General features: G+C 67.9%; 11 protein-coding genes and 2 pseudogenes. 7 read left to right on the plus strand and 6 right to left on the minus strand.

Features of this window, described 5'->3' with window-relative positions:
- Positions 1-315: 315 nt before the first annotated feature.
- The 4 genes and pseudogenes from ACZ5Y0_RS36040 to ACZ5Y0_RS36055 form a co-directional block, all read right to left on the minus strand.
- The gene (locus ACZ5Y0_RS36040; RefSeq protein WP_469132848.1) at positions 316-516 is read right to left on the minus strand and encodes a hypothetical protein; all 201 of its coding nucleotides are present in this window, start codon (positions 514-516) and stop codon (positions 316-318) included.
- A 111-nt stretch (positions 517-627) separates the two neighbouring features.
- Positions 628-891 (minus strand): hypothetical protein, encoded by a 264-nt coding sequence (locus ACZ5Y0_RS36045; RefSeq protein WP_469132849.1) that lies wholly within the window; start codon positions 889-891, stop codon positions 628-630.
- A 340-nt stretch (positions 892-1,231) separates the two neighbouring features.
- Complete coding sequence (locus ACZ5Y0_RS36050) at positions 1,232-1,663, minus strand: peptidase inhibitor family I36 protein (protein WP_469132850.1); 432 nt, start codon at positions 1,661-1,663, stop codon at positions 1,232-1,234.
- 295 nt (positions 1,664-1,958) lie between these two features.
- A pseudogene (locus ACZ5Y0_RS36055) lies at positions 1,959-2,614 on the minus strand (HNH endonuclease family protein).
- Between the two features lie 523 nt (positions 2,615-3,137).
- On the opposite strand from ACZ5Y0_RS36055, the gene ACZ5Y0_RS36060 reads away from it, so the two are divergent.
- Positions 3,138-3,935 (plus strand): hypothetical protein, encoded by a 798-nt coding sequence (locus tag ACZ5Y0_RS36060; RefSeq protein WP_469132851.1) that lies wholly within the window; start codon positions 3,138-3,140, stop codon positions 3,933-3,935.
- A gap of 386 nt (positions 3,936-4,321) precedes the next feature.
- Here the strand turns inward: ACZ5Y0_RS36060 and ACZ5Y0_RS36065 are convergent, their stop codons facing one another.
- Complete coding sequence (locus ACZ5Y0_RS36065; protein ID WP_469132852.1) at positions 4,322-4,921, minus strand: hypothetical protein; 600 nt, start codon at positions 4,919-4,921, stop codon at positions 4,322-4,324.
- A gap of 91 nt (positions 4,922-5,012) precedes the next feature.
- Between ACZ5Y0_RS36065 and ACZ5Y0_RS36070 the strand changes: the two are divergent.
- Positions 5,013-5,354: pseudogene (locus ACZ5Y0_RS36070) on the plus strand (HNH endonuclease); the annotation flags it as partial.
- 177 nt (positions 5,355-5,531) lie between these two features.
- On the opposite strand, the gene ACZ5Y0_RS36075 reads toward ACZ5Y0_RS36070, so the two are convergent.
- Entirely contained in the window at positions 5,532-9,998 is a 4,467-nt protein-coding gene (locus tag ACZ5Y0_RS36075) for an FG-GAP-like repeat-containing protein (RefSeq protein ID WP_469132853.1), read from the minus strand.
- Positions 9,999-10,258: 260 nt separating this feature from the next.
- Between ACZ5Y0_RS36075 and ACZ5Y0_RS36080 the strand changes: the two genes are divergently transcribed.
- The 5 genes from ACZ5Y0_RS36080 (at position 10,259) to ACZ5Y0_RS36100 (ending at position 20,787) form a co-directional block, all read left to right on the plus strand.
- The gene (locus ACZ5Y0_RS36080) at positions 10,259-13,420 is read left to right on the plus strand and encodes a hypothetical protein (protein ID WP_469132854.1); all 3,162 of its coding nucleotides are present in this window, start codon (positions 10,259-10,261) and stop codon (positions 13,418-13,420) included.
- The gene (locus ACZ5Y0_RS36085; protein WP_469132855.1) at positions 13,327-17,436 is read left to right on the plus strand and encodes an RHS repeat-associated core domain-containing protein; all 4,110 of its coding nucleotides are present in this window, start codon (positions 13,327-13,329) and stop codon (positions 17,434-17,436) included. Before ACZ5Y0_RS36080 ends, ACZ5Y0_RS36085 begins: the two co-directional genes overlap by 94 nt.
- Positions 17,436-17,945 carry an SUKH-3 domain-containing protein gene (locus ACZ5Y0_RS36090; protein ID WP_469132856.1) on the plus strand — a complete coding sequence of 170 codons (510 nt, stop codon included), beginning with the start codon at positions 17,436-17,438 and terminating at the stop codon, positions 17,943-17,945. The genes ACZ5Y0_RS36085 and ACZ5Y0_RS36090 overlap by 1 nt, the downstream gene beginning before the upstream one ends.
- A 293-nt stretch (positions 17,946-18,238) precedes the next feature.
- Complete coding sequence (locus ACZ5Y0_RS36095; RefSeq protein ID WP_469132857.1) at positions 18,239-20,488, plus strand: helicase associated domain-containing protein; 2,250 nt, start codon at positions 18,239-18,241, stop codon at positions 20,486-20,488.
- On the plus strand, positions 20,488-20,787 hold the full coding sequence (locus ACZ5Y0_RS36100; protein WP_469132858.1) for a hypothetical protein: 300 nt from the start codon (positions 20,488-20,490) through the stop codon (positions 20,785-20,787). The genes ACZ5Y0_RS36095 and ACZ5Y0_RS36100 overlap by 1 nt, the downstream gene beginning before the upstream one ends.
- The last annotated feature ends 127 nt before the right edge of the window (positions 20,788-20,914 follow it).

A 20,914-nucleotide genomic window follows, 5' to 3' on the forward strand; every position in this document is an offset into this window, starting at 1 on the left:
CCCCGCGGAGCGGGTACCACACCGCTGCGCGGTGTGCAGGGGAAAGCCCTGCGCTGCGCTCCGGGCGCCCCACCCTTCGGGTGGGGCCGGCCTGCGCTGCGCTTCGGCCTGGTGTGGTTTCGCTGCGCTTCACCACACTCCCTCGGTCATCCCCTGCGCTGCGCTTCGGGGTTGACCGAGGGTCACCGGCCTTGCTGCGCGCGGCCGGTGAAGCCTTCCGCTGCGCTCCAGGCGGGGCCCCGGTCCGCTGCGCTTCCCGGACCTGAGCCCGCTTCGCGGGCGGCTGGCTATGGAGAGGGCTGGGGTCTGGGCGGGTCAGAGGAAGAGACCGACTACTCCTACCAGTGCGATGAGGCAGCCGATCCCGATGACGGTCCGCCGGCTCATGTCCCTTAACGGGATACCCCCTGCGGCCATGCCCCAGGGCTCGCCTTGGTAGGAGTCCTTGTAGCGGGATCCCACCGTGGCAAAGAACAACCCGAACACTATGAACACCACGCTCACTACGATCGGCATCGAACGCTCCTGTTTCGATGGGCCTCCATACGGCTTCTCCGCGGTGCTGTGCCATGCAGGCTCTGGCCTCTGTTGGCATGGTGCAGCATCGAGGAGGGGCCCGCGGGAAGGTCACGCTTCTTGTGGGTGGCCGCCGTCTCCTTCGACGACCAGGCGGTCGGTCCCGGCTTCTTCGTCACGTTCGGCGATGGTGACGTCAATCCGGCCGTCACCGGTGGTGTCGAACTGGTAGAGGTCGGCCTTCCCGTCGCCGGTGGTGTCGATCATCCATACGTCGGGCTTCCCGTCACCGTTTGCGTCAGCGCTGAGGACGACGTGATGCTCGTCGCCTTGCGTTTCGATCACTTCTTCACCGGTGTTCGTTGTGGTGTCCATGGCGGGCGGATGCCCCCGGAGGAGGAGGCCAAACGAGCACGGTCCAGGCCCGGGTGAGGAGGTGAGTCGGTACTCACGGCGCCTTGTCCGCACTTGCGGCAGCTCCGGCCCGAATTCCATCGGTCGCCAGTGACACCGTTGACACCCCACTGGGAATCCAGCCGTAAACACCAAGCGCCCCGGAACAAAATCTGTTCCGGGGGCACTCCAAGGCTTTCCGGATTGCGCGGCCTCGGCTGTGCTTCAAAACCGGGGCCGGATCAACTCTGGAACCAGCCCGCACCCCCGGTGCATCACCTGATGCACCGGGGGTGCGGGGGGAATCGCGAACGGAATAGGGCTACGGGCAGGGTTCTACCCACAGGGAACTGATCACGTCGTTCCGGTGGTACTGAGAGGTATTGCCCCTCCAGTTCCCGACGGGCCACGTGGCGCCATTCTTTTCGATGTCCACCCATGTGCAGACAGTCCTACCCGTCCTGTTCCATACCGATGAGATCTCGTCGTTCAGGTTGAAATTGCGCAAGTCTCTGGTACCAAGCGTAAAGTACGCAACTCTATCGCCGTATCCGTTGTCGTCCTCATAGACGCAAAACTCGCCGACCTCGCAGTTTCGCCACTGTACGTCGGCGGGTGCCGCTGCCGCCGCTGGTGCGGTGAGCGCTGCGGACATGGCCAAGCCCGCAGCAGCGGTGAGGATAGGCAGGGAGCGTCGCAGCGACATCACAAGATCCGCCTTTAGCCGGGAACATGTGGATTCCTTCCCACCCATTGGAACAGCTGGATGCCGGGGAACCACATATGGGAACAAGCCTTACTACGGACCACATGCAGCCAGAACCCGTGAGCACCCACGTCGGTCACCGCTGGACGGCCGCACAGAGCGGCCAGGTCCGCGGGTGGATCGCGGATGAGGAGCGGCGCCAGGCGGAGCAGCGCCAGGGTGAGCAGCGTCGGCTCCCGAAGAAGGGGCTCGCGGCCGGCTATCTGCTCGAGCAATGCGCCCGTAGTAGCGGCTGGGCCGACTGGCTGCGGGGACCTTCGCTTCGTCTCGGCGGTGCAGCTGCTTACGGGGCCGGCTCGTAGTCGACGTTCTGCGCCGGGCAGTGGTCGGCCAGTTCGTGCAGGGCCGCCAGTTCGGCTTCGTCCGCGGTCAGGCTCCAGCGGAGTTTGGTGGCCACCCACTCCGCGGCGTAGCGGCAGTGGGCGTCGGCCGCGGGCGGGAGCCACTGGGCGGGGTCCTGGTCGGCTTTGCTGCGGTTGGAGCGGGCGGTGACCGCGACCAGCGATGCCTCCTGGCCCTGGTCGTTGGCGTAGGCCTCGCGCGCTGCGCGGTCCAGGCCGATGCTCCACTGTCCCAGGCTTCGGCGAGGGGCACCATGTGGTCGATGTCCAGGCCGGATGCCGACGCCACGGTGACGTTGTCGTAGTAGGAGAACCAGCTCCCGCCCTCGATGCGGCAGTTCGCTGCGAGGGTCGGTGCTTCGACGGCTTCGTGGATGAGGACCTCGGCGCGGGTGTGGCAGCCGTCGGTCGGGTTGTCGCCGGCGTTCCAGTGGCGGAAGCTCTCACGGGTGTAGCCCTCCCGTGACTCCGTACCCGTAGAGAGTCTGTCGACCGCTTCTGTCAGGGACAGCGTCTCTGCAGCGTGGGCGGGTGAGGAGACAGTGGCGGACAGGATGACGAGAGCAGCGGCGAGGCCGCGCAGCACGGACTTGACCATGCACCTGTGATAGCGACACAGGGCGGGGCGCAGTCAGCACTTTCCTTGGGGCGCCGCCCGTGTGGGTGGAATGGTCATACCGGGGGCTGGGGTGGTGTCTGAACCGCACAGGACCTGCGTAGCGGCACAGGAGGTCGGGGAGACTGCGCCGCGGGCGCGACGCGACCTGGGCGCGGCCACTACGCCGCGCACACCGCCGTGTTGGCCGACTCCCTGCTCTGGGCCACGGTCGCCCGTGGCTGGGGCCAGGAGGGGGCTTGGTTGGGACCGTGTACGCATGGGCGTGGCCGCAAGCCCTGGGGATGACCTGGGGCTCAAGTGGGGCCGATTTTCTGGCTTTCGTCCAGGGCAGGCATGGGTCGCGGCCGCCGCTGACTTCGGTCGCCCGCACGAAGGGCTTCGCTCCGCCTGAGGCGGGCGCGGTGGGCGGCGGTGCTGCGGCGCAGCGCGTTTTCGAGGTGCCCTTGCCTGGCGGCTTTCGTCTTTCGGTGCTGTGTCAGTGCCGCGTGCCACACTGCCGGCCATGTCGCTCGCTGATCTCACTCTCGACCTGTGGCGGACCTTCGACGAGGTCACCGCCCGGAGGATCGCCCAGAAGGCCGCTGGCCATGTGGGCGGCCGAGTGTCACTCTTCGAGGCCAGCGATCACCTCGGTTCACCGCTGCACCGCGTCCGGGTCGAACGGGACGGGCAGGAGTTCGCCCTGATACCCGGAGGGCAGGTGTCCCTGGGCTTCGACCTCAACACCTGGCAGCCGACCGCACAGCAGGCCGTCGACTACGCCGAAAGCCGGGAGCAGGGCTACGGTTACGGGCCCGATCTGAGGACCCACCTCGAGCGGATCCTCAGCGCTCCCCGCAGCGTTCACCTGGACACCGTCCTCATGGCCGTGGAGGACGAGACCCTGACCGAACCTCCGGCCGACCTGCCGGCTGCCCTCTCCATCCGTGGCCTGCGGATGCCCAGCCCCGACGAGTGGGAACACGCCTGCGGCGCCGGGGCGGACACCCTCTTCCGGTGGGGCGACGACTGTCCCCTCGACCGCATCCCCTGCGGCGACAACACCGGCCCGCACAACGAACTGAACGCCTTCGGCCTGCACATCGCCTACGACACCTACCGCGCCGAGCTGACCAGCGAGGTCACCGCGGTCCACGGCGGCGACGGGGGCGAGTCGGTGTGCGGCGGCTACGGCCATCTGCTGGCCTGGCTCCCCCTGGCGACCGCCAACCGCAACCCCGACATGGCCGAGTTCGTGTACGGACCGGACGGGGAGGACCTGTACGAGAACTACTCCACGCGAGCGGTGCTCACGCTCTGAGCGACCGCGCGCGTACGGCCCGATCGACGGCCGCCTCGCGGCTGGTGGGACCAGCTCGGCCCCCCGCCCCATGGTGAGGGCGAAGAGCGCCGTCGAACATGGCGGTGACCAGGCGCTGGTGTTGTCAGGACGCCGGGGCGGCGGCAGCATGCTGCCGGTCGGTCTTGGCCGCCATCGTCGCGATGGTGGCCTCCAGACGCTGAACCGACCGAGTGCGGCAGCAGCACCACCTTCTGCGCGGCTAGCTTCCCGCCGCCCGCTCTTAACTGTCTCCGCCCGCCTGAGCCGCCTCGCGCTGTGCCCTGCCAGGCCGCTTCTTCGGCTGCTGCCCGTACTGCCGCCTTCTTTTGACGGGCTCGCGCGGATCGAGAGCCGAACTCTTGCCGTCAGATCATCGATGTGCAGCTTGTGGTGGTCGTCGACGTCTGACCGTAGCTTGAGCGCGTTGCCCGGCGGGCGGGCAGGCCTGGCTCGGAGGGCCGGGATGGTCTGGTTCGCCTCTTCCACGGCAAGGTAGCGGTCAGCAGCCATGCGACCCGCTCGGCGAAGGGCGGCTCTGGCACGGGGATCTCGATGCCGGGATGGCGGGTGTAGTGCCGGTTGACGGTGTCGGCGACGTAGGTGGCCAGAGCGTCGATGCGGTGGCGCCTTCGCGGACGGGTGCCGGGGCCGGCGTAGAGCCGGTTGAGGGTGTGCAGGACGGTGGGGAGGCTGGCATCGAAGCTGATCGTCTGTGGGGGGCAGGTGCCGACGACGGTGAGGGTGTCGGTGTCGGTGTCGGTGGCTGTTGTGACCCGGTGTGCCTGCTGTCGGTAGAAGTCGGCGGCGTGTGGCTCACCGCCGGCCTCGTGGTAGAGGGAGAGGGAGTAGCAGGCGGGGGCGTGGTTGTCGCCGGCGGCGTACTGCCACCAGAAGCGGGCGCCTTGTGGGATGCCGGCGATGTGGAGTGCGCAGCCCAGGAGCCAGGCGGAGTGCAGGTCGGGCATCTGGTCGGTGAGGAAGGTGAGGGATGTGGGGGTGACGGTGGCGATGGCGGTTTCGCACAGGGTGGTCAGGTGGCGGGCGGCGGCCTGCTGGCACCCGACCGACGGCTGCAACACCCGCGGCGAGGTCGTCATCGCCGAGGCCGTAACCGCCCCCACCGTCGGCGCCCGCTGCGCCCTGAGTGGTGACCGCTGGCTCTCGTACTACGACGAGGTCACCGTCGCCGAGGCCTGGGACTCCGGCGGTCTCGCCTGGAGCGCTGTCCGGCGCGAGGCCTACGCCAATGGCCTCGGCCGGGAGAGCAGTCTCGTCGCCGTCACGGCCCGCTCCAACCGGAGCAAGGCCGACCAGGACCCCGCGCAGTGGCTGCCCCCGGTCGCAGAGGCGGTGTGCCGGTACGTCTCCGAACGGAGCGAACGCGACCGGCTGATCTAACTCGCCGCCGACTGCGGCGACGCCACCGTCACGTATGCACCCCCAGAAGGACGCAGGAAGCTGCGGGTCCCGGTGGACGTTCTTGTGGAGCTGTGCGGAGCCGCAGCAGGGGAACATCCTGGCCGTCGAACCCTGTCATCGAGGGTCTCGGCGGCCCCGAGAGGCTGCTGATGCTTTTTACCAGCCCGCGCCGATCTGCTGACGGGTGCTAAAGGCGGTGGCACTACGGGGGTAGAACCACAGAATGCGGGTGGTGTCGTCGCGGACGATGACATCGGGGTTGCCGTCGCTGTTGAAGTCGGCGATGCCAGCGAAGGTGTACGGGCTCCAGCCGGTTCCGATCTGGCTGCGAGCGCCGAAGCCGTTACTGCCGTTGCCGGGGTAGAGCCACAGGACGCCGGTGGCATCGTCGCGGACGATGACATCGGGGTTGCTGTCGCTGTTGAGGTCAGCGATGCCGGCGAAGGTGTACGGGCTCCAGCCGGTTCCGATCTGTACTGAGGTTCCCAGGCTGGCACCGGTGCCGGTGCCAGGGAACAGGTTGAGGGTGCCATCGGGGTGGCGGCCGATCAGGTCGGCTTTACCGTCGCGGTTGAAGTCGGCGACGCCGGCGAAGGCGTAGCCGTTCCAGCCGCTGGGGAAGTTGGCGACCGGGGTGAGCAGGTCGTGTCCGATGTCGCCGGGGAACAGGCGAAGGGTGCCGCCGGGGGCCATGGCGACGGTGTCGGCGTAGCCGTCGCGGTTGAAGTCGCCGATCCCGGCGAAGGCGTAGGTGGACAGGCCTGAGCCGATGTATACGGCGGCGCTGGACCAGCCGCCGTTGCCGTTGCCGGGGTAGAGCCACAGGCTGCCGGTGGCGTCTGCGGCGACTAGGTCGACGTTGCCGTCGCCGGTGGCGTCGGTGACGTCGGCGAAGCTGTACGGGGCTTTGGGGAGGGTGATGTTGGCCATGGTGCCGACCTGGACGGCGGTGAGTGCGGCTCCGTTCCAGATCTGCACGTCGGCGAGGTTGCCGCGGAAGTAGGCGCTGCGTACGTCGTTGATCAGGTCGTTGCCGAGGGTGAATTTTCCGGTGAAGCCGGAGACGGCGGTGTGGGAGCCGCGGGCGACGGGCCGGTCGTCCGCGTAAAGGGTCATGGCTTTGCTGGTCGGGTCGTAGGTGATGGTGAGGTGGGTCCACTGGCCGATGATGGCGCTGCCGCCTGCGATGCAGTCGTAGCCGCGGGTGGTGTCCGAGGTGGCCAGGCAGAAGGACCATTCCCGGTTGGACTGGGGGTAGAGCAGGAAGCCGGAGTTGTGCACGCCGTCCTGGGAGGCGATGACGCCGCCGACGGCGGCGGGCTTGGCCCAGACCGACAGGGTGAATGCGCTGGACGTCGCCAGTGCCGCGCTCGAGGTCATGGTGCTGGTGGTGGTGCCGTCCAGGGCGAGGTTGGAGGAGAAGGAGACGTTGTCGTCGGTGTCCCAGGTGGCGCCGGTGCCGCTGCCGGTGAGGTTCAGTCCGGCGGATGTGTCGGCGGCGCTGGCCGCGTTGCCCTCGGTGCCGTCATTGAGGGGCCATGGGTGGCCGGGGGCGATCACGGTCTGCGCCGTCTGCGCGGTCAGGGCCCCCGTCGCCGGGTTGAGGATCCGCGCGGTGCTGGCGCCGCTGGTGGATACGGTGCGTATGTCCGGGGTGCCGTCGGCGTTGAGGTCGGCGGCTTGCAGGATAGGCAGCGTTGCGGAGCTGTAGCCGCTGTTGGCTACCTGGAGGGGGGTGACGGTGGTGCCGTAGGCGAGGTCCTGGATCTGTTGGGGGGTGTAGTAGTACAGCGCGCCGGTGCTGGTGTTGCGGGCGAACAGGGCGGGCAGTCCGTCGGTGAGGCTGGAGGTGATGGTCCAGCCGGTCCAGTCGCCTGTGCCGGTGGGGTTGGTGCCGGTCAGCCGTACCGCGTTGTCGACGCCGACGAAGGTGCCGGGGAAGCTGACGCCGGGTTCGTCCCACAGTTGGCCGCCCACGATCACGAGCAGGTCGGGGTAGCCGGTGGCGGGCTCGCCGTTGAGGGTGTGGTAGAGGTTGCCGCCACTGGTGATGCTGGTGGCTTTGCTGCCGGTGCCGTTGGTGAAGGCGGTGGAGTTGACGTTGGCCTGGTCGCCGCTGTTGGGCAGGAGGGTCGAGCCGTCGCCACTGCCGTAGAGCACGGTGCCGCGGCCGGTGGTGGGGTTGTAGTCCAGGATGTCGTTGAATCCGGCGCCGGACTGGAAGTGCCCGGTGATGGCGTGGGTGCCTGTCCAGTCTGCTGGGGAGCCGGCCGAGTTGACTCCGGTGCCCTGTGCGCCCAGGTTGGTGGCGCTGGTGGTGAGCTGTCCGTCGGCGGTGCCGTGGGCCAGCCAGAGCCCTGCGGACAGACCCGCTTGGGCGCCCACGGCGGTCAGGTCGGGGATGTTGTCGCCGGTGAGGTCGCCGTCGCTTGCGGTGGCTGCGGGGGCGGCGGTGAGGATGCAGTTCGCGGTGTCGCCGATGTTGCCGCCGGCCGAGACGGCGGTGACGGTCAGCACGTTCGTGCCGCGGGTGGGGGTGACGCTGATGGCTGTGCTGGACCCGGTGCTGGTCAGGGAGATGGGGGTGGCGCCGTTGAGCTGGTAGAGGTAGCTGGCGGTGCTTCCGCTGGAGGCGTTGGGCGCGAGGGTGAAGCCGGCTGGGGTACCGACCTGGTAGGTGACCGGGCTGGCGTCGTCGCCGCAGTCGGCTCCTGAGGTGTCGGTGATGCCCGGGGCGCCGGGCCGGCTGGGATCGAACAGGAACTTGCAGGTGGCCGAGGCAGCCGAGGAGTAGGTGCCGTCGGAGGTGGTCACGTTCCATGACACGCCGAGGGCGGAGCCGCCGGCCGCGGCTTCCAGCACCGTTTTCTTCACCGTGTAGGCGGCGTTTTTGCCGGATGCGGCGGAGACGGTGGCTTTGGCGATCTGTGCGCCGCCGGACGTCTTGGTGATGTTGAAGGTATTGGACAGGGTGCCGCCGTCGGGGTCGGAGACCTTCGCGTAGAAAGTGACGTCTCCGTCACCGGTGGTCTTGATGGTGGTGGTGCAGGTGGTGGCGGGTGAAGTGATCAGTGTCGAGGGCTTGTTGGGTCGGTGGTCGTACGTGGTGGACATGGAGATGGTGGCGTGGTCGAACTTCTTCCACCCGTACTTGTCGTACTCGTCGCCAGCTTGCAGGCCCAGCGTGATGTTGCTCAAGTTCCCTTCGTTGGCGATGGTTTGCATGTGTGAGGTGACGTCGAAGCCGAGCGACTTGGCGGGGCAGGACGGGGAATAGCCGTAGGCGACGGTCTTGGTGCCCCACTGCGATTTCCAGCTGGGCTGGTTGCTCCAGGTGGTTGCGGAGTCGATCGAGTCGGTCTGCCACAGCTCCACCGCCGTCGCGGTGCACGAGGGGGCGTAGGTCTCGGTGGCGTAGTAGTGCGAGTCGATGATGGTGGCGCCGAAGATCCGGCTGTCTACCGCGAGCTTCGTGTATGTGCGCGACCGGTGGTAGGGGGTTTCCCAGCCCTGGTATCCGACGTGCAGGCCGGTGGCGCTGCTGTCTTTCCAGTAGCTGGTGTTGGGGTAGGCGGAGTTCACCCAGGTCCAGCTGGTCAGGGTGCCGCCGGCGGCGCTGTATGTCGGGTCGATGTACACCGGGTACACCGTGGAGGGTGCGGACAGCAGGTCGGCGTCCGGAGTCAGGCGGATGTTGCCCGAAACGTAGGTGGTGGCGACCGGTGCGATGTGGGCGCCTGCGCCTGGCTCGTCGGTGTCCGAGGTCGCTGCCTCGCTGGTGCCGGTGACTGTTTCGGTGGTGGCGGCGACCGAAGTTTTGCCCGCGGACAGCGCACTCGGGCCGGCTGCTCCTGTGGTGGCGGAGTCCCACATCAGCGGGGCCGGGGCGGAAAAGACGGTGTGGTCCGCGGTGTCCTTGGCGGTGATGTTGCCCGCTGTGTCGGTGGCCAGCGCGACGTTTTTCGTCTCGGTGGGGAAGGCCAGTGTGTCCAGGGCCGGGTTGGCGGCTGCGTCGGCGTGCTTGACGACGAGGACCTCGGAGAAGCCACCCTGGCTGTCGGCGGTGACCTTCAGGTCCACCCCGTCGAGGACGTCGGGGTAGGTGGCGCTGGATCCGTCCAGGGTCGGGCTGGGCAGAGCGCCGATCGAGGCCGGCACGGCCAAGGACAGTGACCGGCCCCGGTCCTTCATTACCGCCAGCGGACCGTCGCCGCCTCCGGAAAGGGTCAGGCCGGCGGTGGTGAGGGTGGGGGCGACGGTGCCGTCGGAGCGTCGGACCAGCGTGGCGTCCAGCTCCTTCCAGGAGCCGGATGCGTACTTGCGTACCGGTGCTACCGCCTGGGTCAGGGTGAACGTGCCGTCCGGATTGGCTGTCTCCGACACCGTCGGTGTCGTCGCCGCATCTACAGGCACGGCCTTGCCGGTGGCCTGTGCTTGGGAGGAGGCCTGGGCTTCGTCCAGCGGCAGTTGCGGTGATGAAGCGTCGGGGAGGGGATCTGCGTGGGCGGCCGTCACCGCTCCGGAGAGGGACAGCGCACTGAGCGCGGCAGCCAGCGCTGTGCTCAGCATCCTGCTGCGCAGGGTCGGTCTCACCGTCGGGTACCCCCAGGTCTGGTCTGACAAGAACCGATCATGTGGATCGGCGGTCCAGTGGACAGGTTTTTCGCGTTCTGTGGCAGACCTGATTGATGCGTGGATGACCGAACATGTCCGAGTCGAGAGTGAAACTTGGTGAAGTTTTGGCTTCTAGTTGTGGAGAGTTGTCGGAATTGATCACTGTTCCGCAGCTCGCATGTTCTGCGATAGTCGCCCGCGCAGCTGCGACTTGATCAAGCCGCAGGCACCGTCATGCCTGCATACAGGGCAAGTTGGGGGAATCGATCATGTCCAGGACCGGGTGGCTGAGCCAGAACATGCGCCGGATCGGCGCTCGGCGAAGGACCGTCGGGGTCGTGGTGGCTCTGGCCCTGGCCGTACCCACTGCCGTGCCCGCTGCCGCGCAGTCCCAGGATCCTGCCGGGGCGCCGACGGTGCAGCAGACCCGGTCTGTGAAGGGGGTCAAGACCCTCGTCCCGCGCAAGCTGACGGTCAAGGACCAGACCAAGCGGGCCTTCCGCCCGGCCAAGGCCCACTGGCCTGCCGCGGCGACCGGCACCGCAAAGCTGGCGATCGCGCAGACCGGTGCGAAGCAAGGCGTCAAGGCATCAGCCGCCGGCACCCCGGTGTGGGCCCGCGCGCTGGACCCGGCCAAGGGCTCCTACCAGGGCCCGAACAGCGTGTCAGTGCGCGTGCTGCCGCAACAAGACGCCAGCAAACTCGGCGTGGCCGGCGTCGTCCTCGCGGTCCAGCCCGCAGCCGGCGGCCAGGGCAAGGTCCAACTCGGCCTGGACTACAGTGCCTTCGCGCAGGCCTACGGCGGCAACTACGCCGACCGCCTGCATCTGGTCAAGCTCCCCGCCTGCGCACTGACCACCCCGCAGCGAGCCGCCTGCCGCACCCAGACGCCCCTCGCCACCGACCAGGACCCAGCCACCCGCGAGCTGGCGACCACACTGACTCTTCAGGGATTCCCGCCGCAGGCATCCCCGTCCCGCACTTCAACGTCCGGCCACGGCACGGCCACGCCCGTTTCGACCTCCACCTCGGCGGCGACCGAGGCAGTCAGCGGCGCTGGGACGATGGTGCTGGCGGCGACCGCCACCGCCTCGACCGCAGCTGGGGCGGCCGGGGGCTACGATGCGACCGCGCTGGCGCCATCCGGCTCCTGGACGGGCGGCAGCTCGTCGGGGGCGTTCACCTACAGCTACCCCATCGCCCCGGCCACCTCGTCGGGTTCACTGAAGCCGTCGGTGGGCCTGGCCTACGACTCGGGCTCGGTGGACGGACAGACTTCCTCCACCCAGGCCCAGGCTTCCTGGGTGGGCGACGGCTGGGCCACGCCCGATTCCTACGTCGAGCAGAACTTCACCTCCTGCTCGGAGGACCCGGGGGGCAGCGCCTCGCCGGTGTCCAGCGGGGACCGCTGTTATGACGGGCCCATCCTGACCATGTCGCTGAACGGCTCGTCCACCTCTTTGGTGAAGGACGACACCAATGGGACGTGGAAGCTGGCCGACGACAACGGCGCAACCGTCAAGCACGTCACCAACTCGAACAACGGCTCAGGCACCTATAACACCGACTACTGGGTCGTCACCGAACGGGACGGCACCCAGTACTACTTCGGCCGCAATCAGCTGCCCGGCTGGACTTCCGGCAAGGCTACGACCAAGTCGGTGGACAGCGTCCCGGTGTACTCCGCGCACTCCGGCGACCCCTGCTACGACTCCTCCGGCTTCAGCGCCTCGGTGTGCACCATGGCATACAAGTGGCACCTCGACTACGTCGTGGACGCGCACACCGACGCCATGGCGTACTACTACACCCAGAACACCAACTACTACGGCGAGGAGAACGGCGCCCACAACGTCTCCTACGTCCGTGACTCCTACCTGGCCCGCATCGACCACGGCTTCCGCGACGGCGGCGCCTACGGCACCGTGCCCGACCAGGTCGTCTTCACCACCGCGCCCCGCTGCACCCTCGCCACCTGCGACCCACTGTCGGCAAGCACCGCCGCCGGCCAGTACCCGGACGTGCCCTACGACCTGGTGTGCGCATCGGGGGCGACCTGCCCCGCGCACTCGCCGTCGTTCTTCTCCACCGTCCGCCTGTCCTCGATCAAGGTGCAGCAGTACAGCGTGGCGGCCGCCAAGTACCAGGCGATCGACACCTACACCCTGCACCAAAGCGAGCCGGCCACCGGGGACGGCACCTCCCCTACCCTGTGGCTTGCTTCGATCACCCACGAGGGGAACGACACCGCCGCCGGCGGCTCCACCACCCCGATCACACTGCCGGACGTGAAATTCGCCGGCGTGGACCTCAAGAACCGGGTCGACACTTCCAACTTCCCCGGCCTGTACCGCTATCGCATCTCCGGCATCACCAACGAGATGGGCGGGCTGACCTCCATCAGCTACGACCTGCCGGAGGCTTGCACCGCCAGCTACGTGGCTTCGGCGGACCCGAAGACCAACACGAAGTCCTGCTACCCGGTGTCCTGGACACCCAAGGACTACCTCAACCCGATCACCGACTGGTTCCAGAAGTACGCCGTCACCCAGGTACTGGAGACCGACAGCACCGGCGGCGCGGTGGCCAAGAAGACGAACTACACCTACAACGGCGGCGCCGCCTGGCATCACGACGACAACGAGCTCGTCAAAGCCAAGTACCGCACCTGGGGTCAGTTCCGCGGCTACGCCAGTGTGGAGACGCGCACCGGCGACGGCGCCAACGATCCCCAGACCAAGTCGGTCACCTCCTACTACCGCGGTATGGACGACGACTGGCTCTCCTCCTCCAGCCGCCGCTCGGTGAGCGTGACCGACTCCCAGGGCGGGAACCACGCCGACAGCGACCAGCTGGCGGGCAACGCACTGGAGACCACCACCTACACCGGTGTCGGCGGCAGCGTGGACCACTCCACCGTCACCTCGTACTGGATCTCCGCCGCCACGGCCAGCCGCGCCCGCCCGGGCCTTCCAGCATTGACCGCCCGCACCACCAACGTCGCCGAAACCTGGAACAGCCAAGCCCTCACCAGCAGCGGCACCACGAAATGGCGCGTCACACAGACCGACAACACCTACGAAGACACCCCTGCGGACGACAACTTCGGGCTGCTGACCCACAGCTACACCCACACGGTTCCCGCCGACGCCGCATACGACCAGTGCACCGCTATCACTTACACGAAGGCCAACAGCGCCGCCAACCTGGTCGGACTGGAAGCCTCCAAGGAGACCGACTCGGTCGCCTGCGCCGGCTTCACCCAGAACACCCCGGCACTGTCCCGAAGACCCTCAACACCCTCACCGCTCCCACCAGCGTCTCCCGCCCCGACCAGGTGGTCTCCGCGACGAGGACGTACTACGACGACACCAGCTTCACCACCGCCTTCCCCCAGACGGCCGCGCCCACCAAGGGCGAGATCACCATGACCCGGCACGCCTCGGGCTACAGCGGCGGCGCATTCACCTGGCAGACCCAGACCCGCGCCACCTACGACACGTACGGTCGCCCCAAGGACGGCTACGACGCCAAGGGCAACAAGACCACCACCGGTTACACCATGGACAGCGTCGGCCTGACCACCGGCACGACGATCACCAACGCCAAGAACCAGACCACCAGCACCACCACGCACCCCACCCGCGGCCTCACCGTGGCCTCCTCCGACGCCAACGGGATCACCGCGAAAGTTCGCTACGACGCGCTCGGGCGCACCACCGAGGTGTGGCAGCACAACCGGCCCACCACCGCCCCCGCCGACATCAAATACACCTACACGGTCTCCCAGACCGGCCAGTCCGGGACCACCACCCAGACACTGAACGACTCCCTGGGCTACGTCACCTCCTACACCCTCATCGACTCGCTCGGCCGGTCCCGGCAGAGCCAGATGCCGACCCCACAGGGCGGCCGGCTGATCACCGAGTCGTTCTACGACTCGCACGGCTGGGTGTGGAAGAAGAACAACGCCTACTGGGACGCCAACAGCCTCCCTGCCCTGGCACCGGCCTCAGTGCAGGACTCCCAGATCCCCAACCAGGACCGCTACACCCTCGACGGCCTGGGCCGCGTCGTCGTCGCCGACTCGCAGCAGTACTCGGTGCTCAAGCAGAAGACCACCACCGTCTACAGCGGAGATGCCACCACCGTCATCCCCCCAACCGGCGGCACGGTCCAGACCACCCGCACCGACCCCTTGGGCCGCACCACCGAGGTCGACTCCTACAGCGCCCGGCCGGCGCTCACCATCCCCCTCAACACCTTCACGGGCCCGTTCTCCGTATCGGGCGGCACTTTCAACCCGATCGCCTACGGATACGACGGACACGGCAAGCAGAACACAGTCACCACCAAGGGCAGCACCTGGACCACCGTCTACGACCTGCTCGGCCGCGCAACGTCCAAGACCGACCCGGACGCCGGCACGACCAGCATGATCTACGACGCGGTCGGCAACCTCACCCAAACCACCGACGCCCGCGGCAAGAGCGTCTCCTCCACCTACGACGTCCTCAACCGCAAGACCGGCCAGTACGCCTCGACCGTCGCCGCACAGACTCCGGGCGCGAGCGGCAACCAGATGGCCGCCTGGACCTACGACAACGACAACGCCGTCTCCGGCGTCACCAACGCGATCGGCCAGACCACCACCGCCACCTCCTACAACGCCGGCAACACCTACACCACCCAGCAACTGGCCTTCAACGCCTTCGGTGAATCACTCGGCCAGTCCATCACCATCCCGGCCGTGCACGGCGCCCTGGGCGGCAAGACCTACACCTTCCGCCACACCTACAGCCCCGACACCGGCCTGCTCTACACCGACAACTACCCTCTCGGCGGCGGCCTGCCCAACGAGATCGTCACCCACGGCTACGCCACCGCCCTGGACCTGCCCAACGGAATGGGCACCCCCTCCTACGGCTACGCCCAGAACACCACCTACAGCGCCTACGGCCAGGTACTGCAGGAAACCCTGGGCATGGGCACGAACCTCGCCTACCTCACCAACACCTACGACCCCCACACAGGAGCACTCACCGACCAACTGGTGACGCGCTCCACCACGCCGGCAAAGGTCGACGAGCAGAACTACACCCACGACCTCGCAGGCAACGTCACCAAGCAGGTCACCACCCGCCTGGGCGCCACCGCAGCCCCTGAGACCCAGTGCTACCACTACGACGAACTCGTCCGGCTCACCCAGGCATGGACCGCCACCGACGACTGCAACGCCGCCCCCACCGCAAGCTCCCACGCGCAGGTCGGCGACCTGCTCGCCAGCGGCACCGCCTACTGGACCAACTGGGACTTCGACGCCCTCGGACAGCGCCAGCACCAAGTCGAGCACTCCACCACCGGCGGCAGCGACACCACCACCAGCTACGCCTACGACTACCAGGGCAACGACACCGTCCAGCCCCACGCCCTGGCCTCCACCCAGGCCAGCGGCGCCAGCACCGCAGCCACCAGCTACACCTACGACAAGACCGGCAACACCACCGGCCGCGCCACCATCGCCTCCGGCAACCAGACCCTGAACTGGAACAACGCCGGACAGCTCACCCAGATCAGCGGCGGCAAGAGCGGCACCACCAGCTACATCTACGACGCCGACGGCAACGTCCTGCTCCAGACCGACCCCACCAGCACCACCCTCTACCTGCCCGGGCAGCAGCTCACCCTCACCGGCACCACCACCACCGGCGTCCGCTCCCTGCCCCTGCCCGGCGGCGGCACCGTCGTACGCACCGGCACCGCCGCCAACTACAAATTCACCATCAGCGACCGCCACGGCACCAGCGGCCTCTACCTCGACTCCACAGCCCAGACCCCCACCTGGCGCCAGTTCACCCCCTACGGCGGCCCCCGCGGCGCCACCGCCAGCTGGATCGACAACCGAGGCTTCCTCAACGCCCCCGACAACACCAACACCGGCCTCACCCAACTCGGCGCCCGCCAGTACGACCCCACCCTCGGCCGCTTCGTCAGCCTCGACCCTCTCTTCCTCGCCACCGACGACCAACAACTCGCCGGCTACACCTACGCCGCCGGCAACCCCATCACCAAGAGCGACCCCAGCGGCCTGTGCGCCGGCCCCGACTGCCCCACCCGCAACTGCCCCTCATGCATCAACTCCACGCCGGGCAACAAAGCCAGCGTCGACGCGGCGATGCGCGACCACGCCGGCTCAGGCAGCACCCCCACCAACACCGTTGCCACCAAAAGCGGAACCGCGAACACGGGAAGCGGAAGCGGAAGCCGAAGCGGAAGCCATCCCCACTGGAGCAGCCCCAAACAGCACGCAAGCGGGCTCGGCGGCATTCTCTCCGGACTCAGCGACCAATTCACAGAATTGGGCGTAGGCCTCGTCAACCAAACCCTCACCAACCTCGACACGGTCGGGGACTGCATCCTTGGAAAGGCCTGGCGGAGCTGCGCCAATCTGACCGTACCGGGCGTCATCGCCACACAGGGCATTCCCGCCATCCAGGGAATGTGGGACACCGGCGTCAGCATCTACACCGAGTACAAACAGGGCGACGGCGCCCACGCCACCGGCCGCGTCGGCGCCTTCGTACTGATTGAGGTCCTCACTAGCGGGCGGGGAACTGCAGCCCAGGCCGAGGAAGCGGGCATCGTCGCTCGCGGATGTAAAAGTTTCACGCCAGCCACACCCGTTCTATTGGCCAACGGCAAGTCGAAGCCCATCGGGAAAATCACACCTGGTGACAAGGTCGAAGCAGCAGACCCAAAGACTGGTAAACACAAGGGTCTGCGTGCCGTCTCCGCAGTGTGGATCAACCACGATTACGACCTCGTCGACCTCCGCATCCGCCAAGCAGACGGCACACTGAGCGTTCTCCACACCACGGCGAAGCACAAGATCTGGGACGACACCCTCCACAAGTGGGTACCCACCGGGAAACTCGCCGCCGGTCACGCAATCAACACCGCCACGAACGAGCACGTCTACGCAGTCTCCGTGACACCTCGTCCCGGCGACCAGGACATGTACAACCTGACAGTCAACGACCTGCACACGTACTATGTGCTGGCAGGGGTCACACCGGTCCTCGTTCACAACTGCAACCTGGGCGACTATGCCGACAGCGTCCGCAACGAACCTGGTGTGAAGTTTGCCTCCGAGTACACGTCTCCTTCAGGGGCGAAGTACTACGGCCGCAATAAGCATGGCCAGCAGGCGGAAGGGCCGTTGGCGGATGCGCTCGAACGGACAGGGCATCATGGAGGATGCGCAGAGGTGCACTGTCTGATTCAGGCCCAGGCGGCTGAGGGTCCCGAGGCCATCAGGGGCGGAACCATGCGAACCGTGAGGACGCGGAACAACTCCATGCCAACATCGAATACGGATGGGCATGGTGAACCGGCTCACCCCTGTGGTCGTTGTGGCCGACTGCTGGAAGACCTGGAGATCAACTGATGTCCCTGATTCGCTTCGACTCGCTCAGCGAGGATCTGCTTGGGGCGCTTGTTGCGTCCGGATGGAGCGCAGACAGGAAGGTTGACCCAGGTCAATGGGTCTTGCCGCTTGAGGGTGAAGGCTACCGGTCCCATCCATTGGCAGAGGAAATCCTCGCGGCGGTGGGAGGGCTCTCAATCGAGCCGGTAAATCGAGTCGGCCCGAACTTCAGTAATGACGAGCCTTACAATTTCGATCCCATTGCCGCTGGGTCAGGGCAGCGTGATCTAGCGGCAGAGGTGGAAAGTGTTCTCGGTGGGGACTATTTCCCCATCGGTGAATGGCTCAGTTATTCAAGCGTTTTCGTAGAAGCTGGGGGGAGGGTGGTTGCTGCTGGCATGGGTTGGATCTGGGAGCTTGGTTCCACCTTTGAAGACTCCCTAGAGTTGGCGGTCTGCGCGAATCGCCCACTGAACTGTCTGCACTCCGATCCGGGACTCGATCCTTGGCCGAGACCTGATTCTCGTTAGTGAATCTTGGCCGCGTCGCGCTTCATGTAACGAGGCATCTGGTCTCGGTGACCTCCGGCGCGGTTGGCAGACCGCCGACAGCCCCGCTGACGATCCCCGCCCCCCGTACGTGCGGACCGCGGACGCGCTCCGCAAGCAGATCCAGGACGGCCGGCCCGTGTGCTGGTGCTCGTGCCCTCGCTGGAACTGCTCGCCCAGACCGAGTCCGCATGGGGTCCCTCCGGGCTGCGCCCGTCAGAGAGAGCCGGGTCGCTGCGCTCCCCGGCGCGCGCGAGGGAGGCCGCCGGGGGCCGATGATCGGGGTGTCCTCGCTGCGGGGCGAGGAGGCGTCCTTCCCCAACACCACGGACGTGGACGAGCTGGTGGAGTGGACTCGCGGCCTGGACAAGGTGACCGTGTACGCCACGTACGCCAGTCTCGGTCTGGGCACGCTGGAGCGGGCGCACGCTGCGGGTTTGTCGGCTTGGGACCTGATCGTCGTGGATGAGGCCCACCGGGTTTCTGGCCGGATCGGGAAGCCGTGGGCGGTCGTTCACGACAACCAGAAGATCCCGTCTCTGCGCCGGTTGTACATGACGGCCACACCCCGGCTGTGGCAGCTCGGGGACGAGGACGAGGCCGGCGCACCGGGCGAGCTGGTCGCGAGCATGGAAGACGATCCCGATGGCCCCTTCGGCAGCAGGACATTCACTTTGACGCTCTCGGAGGCCATCGACAGGGGAATCTGTGCCCCCTACCAGGTCGTATGCGTGGATGTCACCGACACCGCGCTTCAGGCCGCGCAGCTCCTGGGCGCGGAGGGCCGGTCGGCAGAGGTGCGCGGGGCGCGGCTCGCGGCTCTGCAGACCGCTCTGGTGAAGGCGTCTGCGGAGGAGGGGTTCCGCCGCACGCTGGTCTTCCACCACCAGGTCCGCGAGGCCGAAGCGTTCGCGGCCGGCCTTCCCGACGTCGCCGCGCAGCTGCACGCATCCGACCCCGAGCTGTACCCCAAGACGATCTGGGCGGACTGGCTCTGTGGCGACCACAAGCCGCTCCACCGGCGGCGTCTGCTGGGCGAGTTCGCCGAAGGGATCGCCACGGACGGCACCGTCGTGGAGAAGTGCTTCCTGTGCTCATTGAAGGTCTTGGGTGAGGGGGTCGATACCAAAAAATGTGACTCCGTGTACTGGGCGGATGTGCGCGGGTCGATGCCGGACCTGGTCCAGGCGGTGGGCCGGGCGCTGCGGATGCAGCCGGGCGAGGGCAAGGTGGCAAGCCTGGTGGTGCCGGTGCTGCTCGGTCCCGGTGAGACGGCGGACAACATGCTCACGTCCCGGGCGTTCGGGGGGCTGGCCAAGCTGTTGGAGGCGCTGCGGGCGCACGACGCGCGGATCGTGGAGAGCCTCGCGGAGCAGCAGGCCCCGAGCCGCTACAAGCCCGTCAGCAAGGACGACAGCGGGAAGAGTACGGGCGGGAGCGGCGAGGGCTCCGGGGGCGTCAGCGGCCCCGCCAAGGCCCTGCTGAAGTTCTCCACGCCCCGCGACCCGGCCGCGCTCGCCGCGTTCATCAACCTGCGTGTCCTCAACCCGGAACACGAGCACTGGCGGCGCGGTGTCGAGGCGGCCGTCATCTACGCCCGCGAGCACGGCGACTTGAAGGTGCCGTTCACGTTCCGCGTGCCTGCCGTCGACGACCAGGAGGCGGAAGCCGAGGGATGGCCGGCCTCGCTCGCCGGGTTCCCACTGGGGCAGTGGACCGCCGACGCTCGCCGCTTCTATGCCCGCGGGGACATGGACGAGGATCGCGTCGCGCAGCTGGAGAAGTTGGGCATGATCTGGAGCCACTTCGACGTCGCGTGGGAGGAAGGGCTGTCTGCCGCGCGCGGGTGGGCGGCCGAACACGGCCACCTCCTGGCCCCGTTGGACGCCACCTACCAGGGCGCGAAGGTAGGCATCTTTCTGAAGAACGCGCGGGCCGCCGCCCGGAAGGCTGCCGAGATCGAGCAGCGGCGCGCGGAGGGGCTGCCGGTGGAGTCGTCGGCCGGGGCGCTGTCGGACGAGCGGCGCGAGCAGCTGGAGGAGATCGACGCGTCCTGGTGCCCGAGCTGGCCGGTGACGTGGCAGCGCTGCTTCCACCTGGTGAGGATGCACCTGGACGCCGGTGAGGCGCTGCCCACCGAGGCGGGTGAGGTCCTGCGCCAGGGCGAGGATCTCGGGCGGTGGGTGCAGTCGGTGCGGCTCGGCTGGGACCAGCTCACGACCGTGCAGCAGTGGATGTGCGAGCAGGTCCTCGGGATCGAGCCCGCCAGCGAGGACGAGAAGCCGCCGCCGCGCCGTACGCAGGCCGACAAGTGGGCGATGAACTACGAGGCCGCCAAGCAGTTCTACGAGCGTGAGGGGCACCTTCAGGTCCCGAGGAAGTGGGTCGAGCGGATCGTCGGCGAGGACCAGACGGAGCGGGAGCACAAGCTGGGTGCCTGGATCGGGAATCAGCGGAGCCGGGCCGCGACGCTGACGCCGGAGCGGATGGAGAAGCTGTCCGCGATCGGGATGCGGTGGTCGTGATGGTGGGCGTCATCGCCACTGCGGCCGCCTCGCTCGCCGCCGGCTACCTGCTCGGGCGACTGCGCCCGTGGCAGCGGCTGGGCGACTGGGCGGCCGATCAGGTCCGCTTCACCGGGGCGTGGGTCCGGGGCGGTGCCGCCCGCCAGGCCGTCGTCGTCCTGGTCCACGCCGTCACCGCGCCGCGCACCAGTTGGCGCATCATGCGCGCCCCGGCCACCGAGACGCAGGCGCCCACGCCCGTACGCGATCCGGACTGGGTCGCCAACCGCAACCACCACGACAGGGGAGGCACCGCGTGAGCACCGAGCAGCACGACGCCGACGCGTACGGCCAGGAGCTGGCCCGTATCAGCCACCACCAGCACGAGGCCACGAGCGCGCGGCTCATGGTCTTCCAGGCCCTGGCCGCCGTCGGCATCGGGCACGA

Source organism: Streptomyces sp. NPDC033216 (assembly GCF_055577115.1).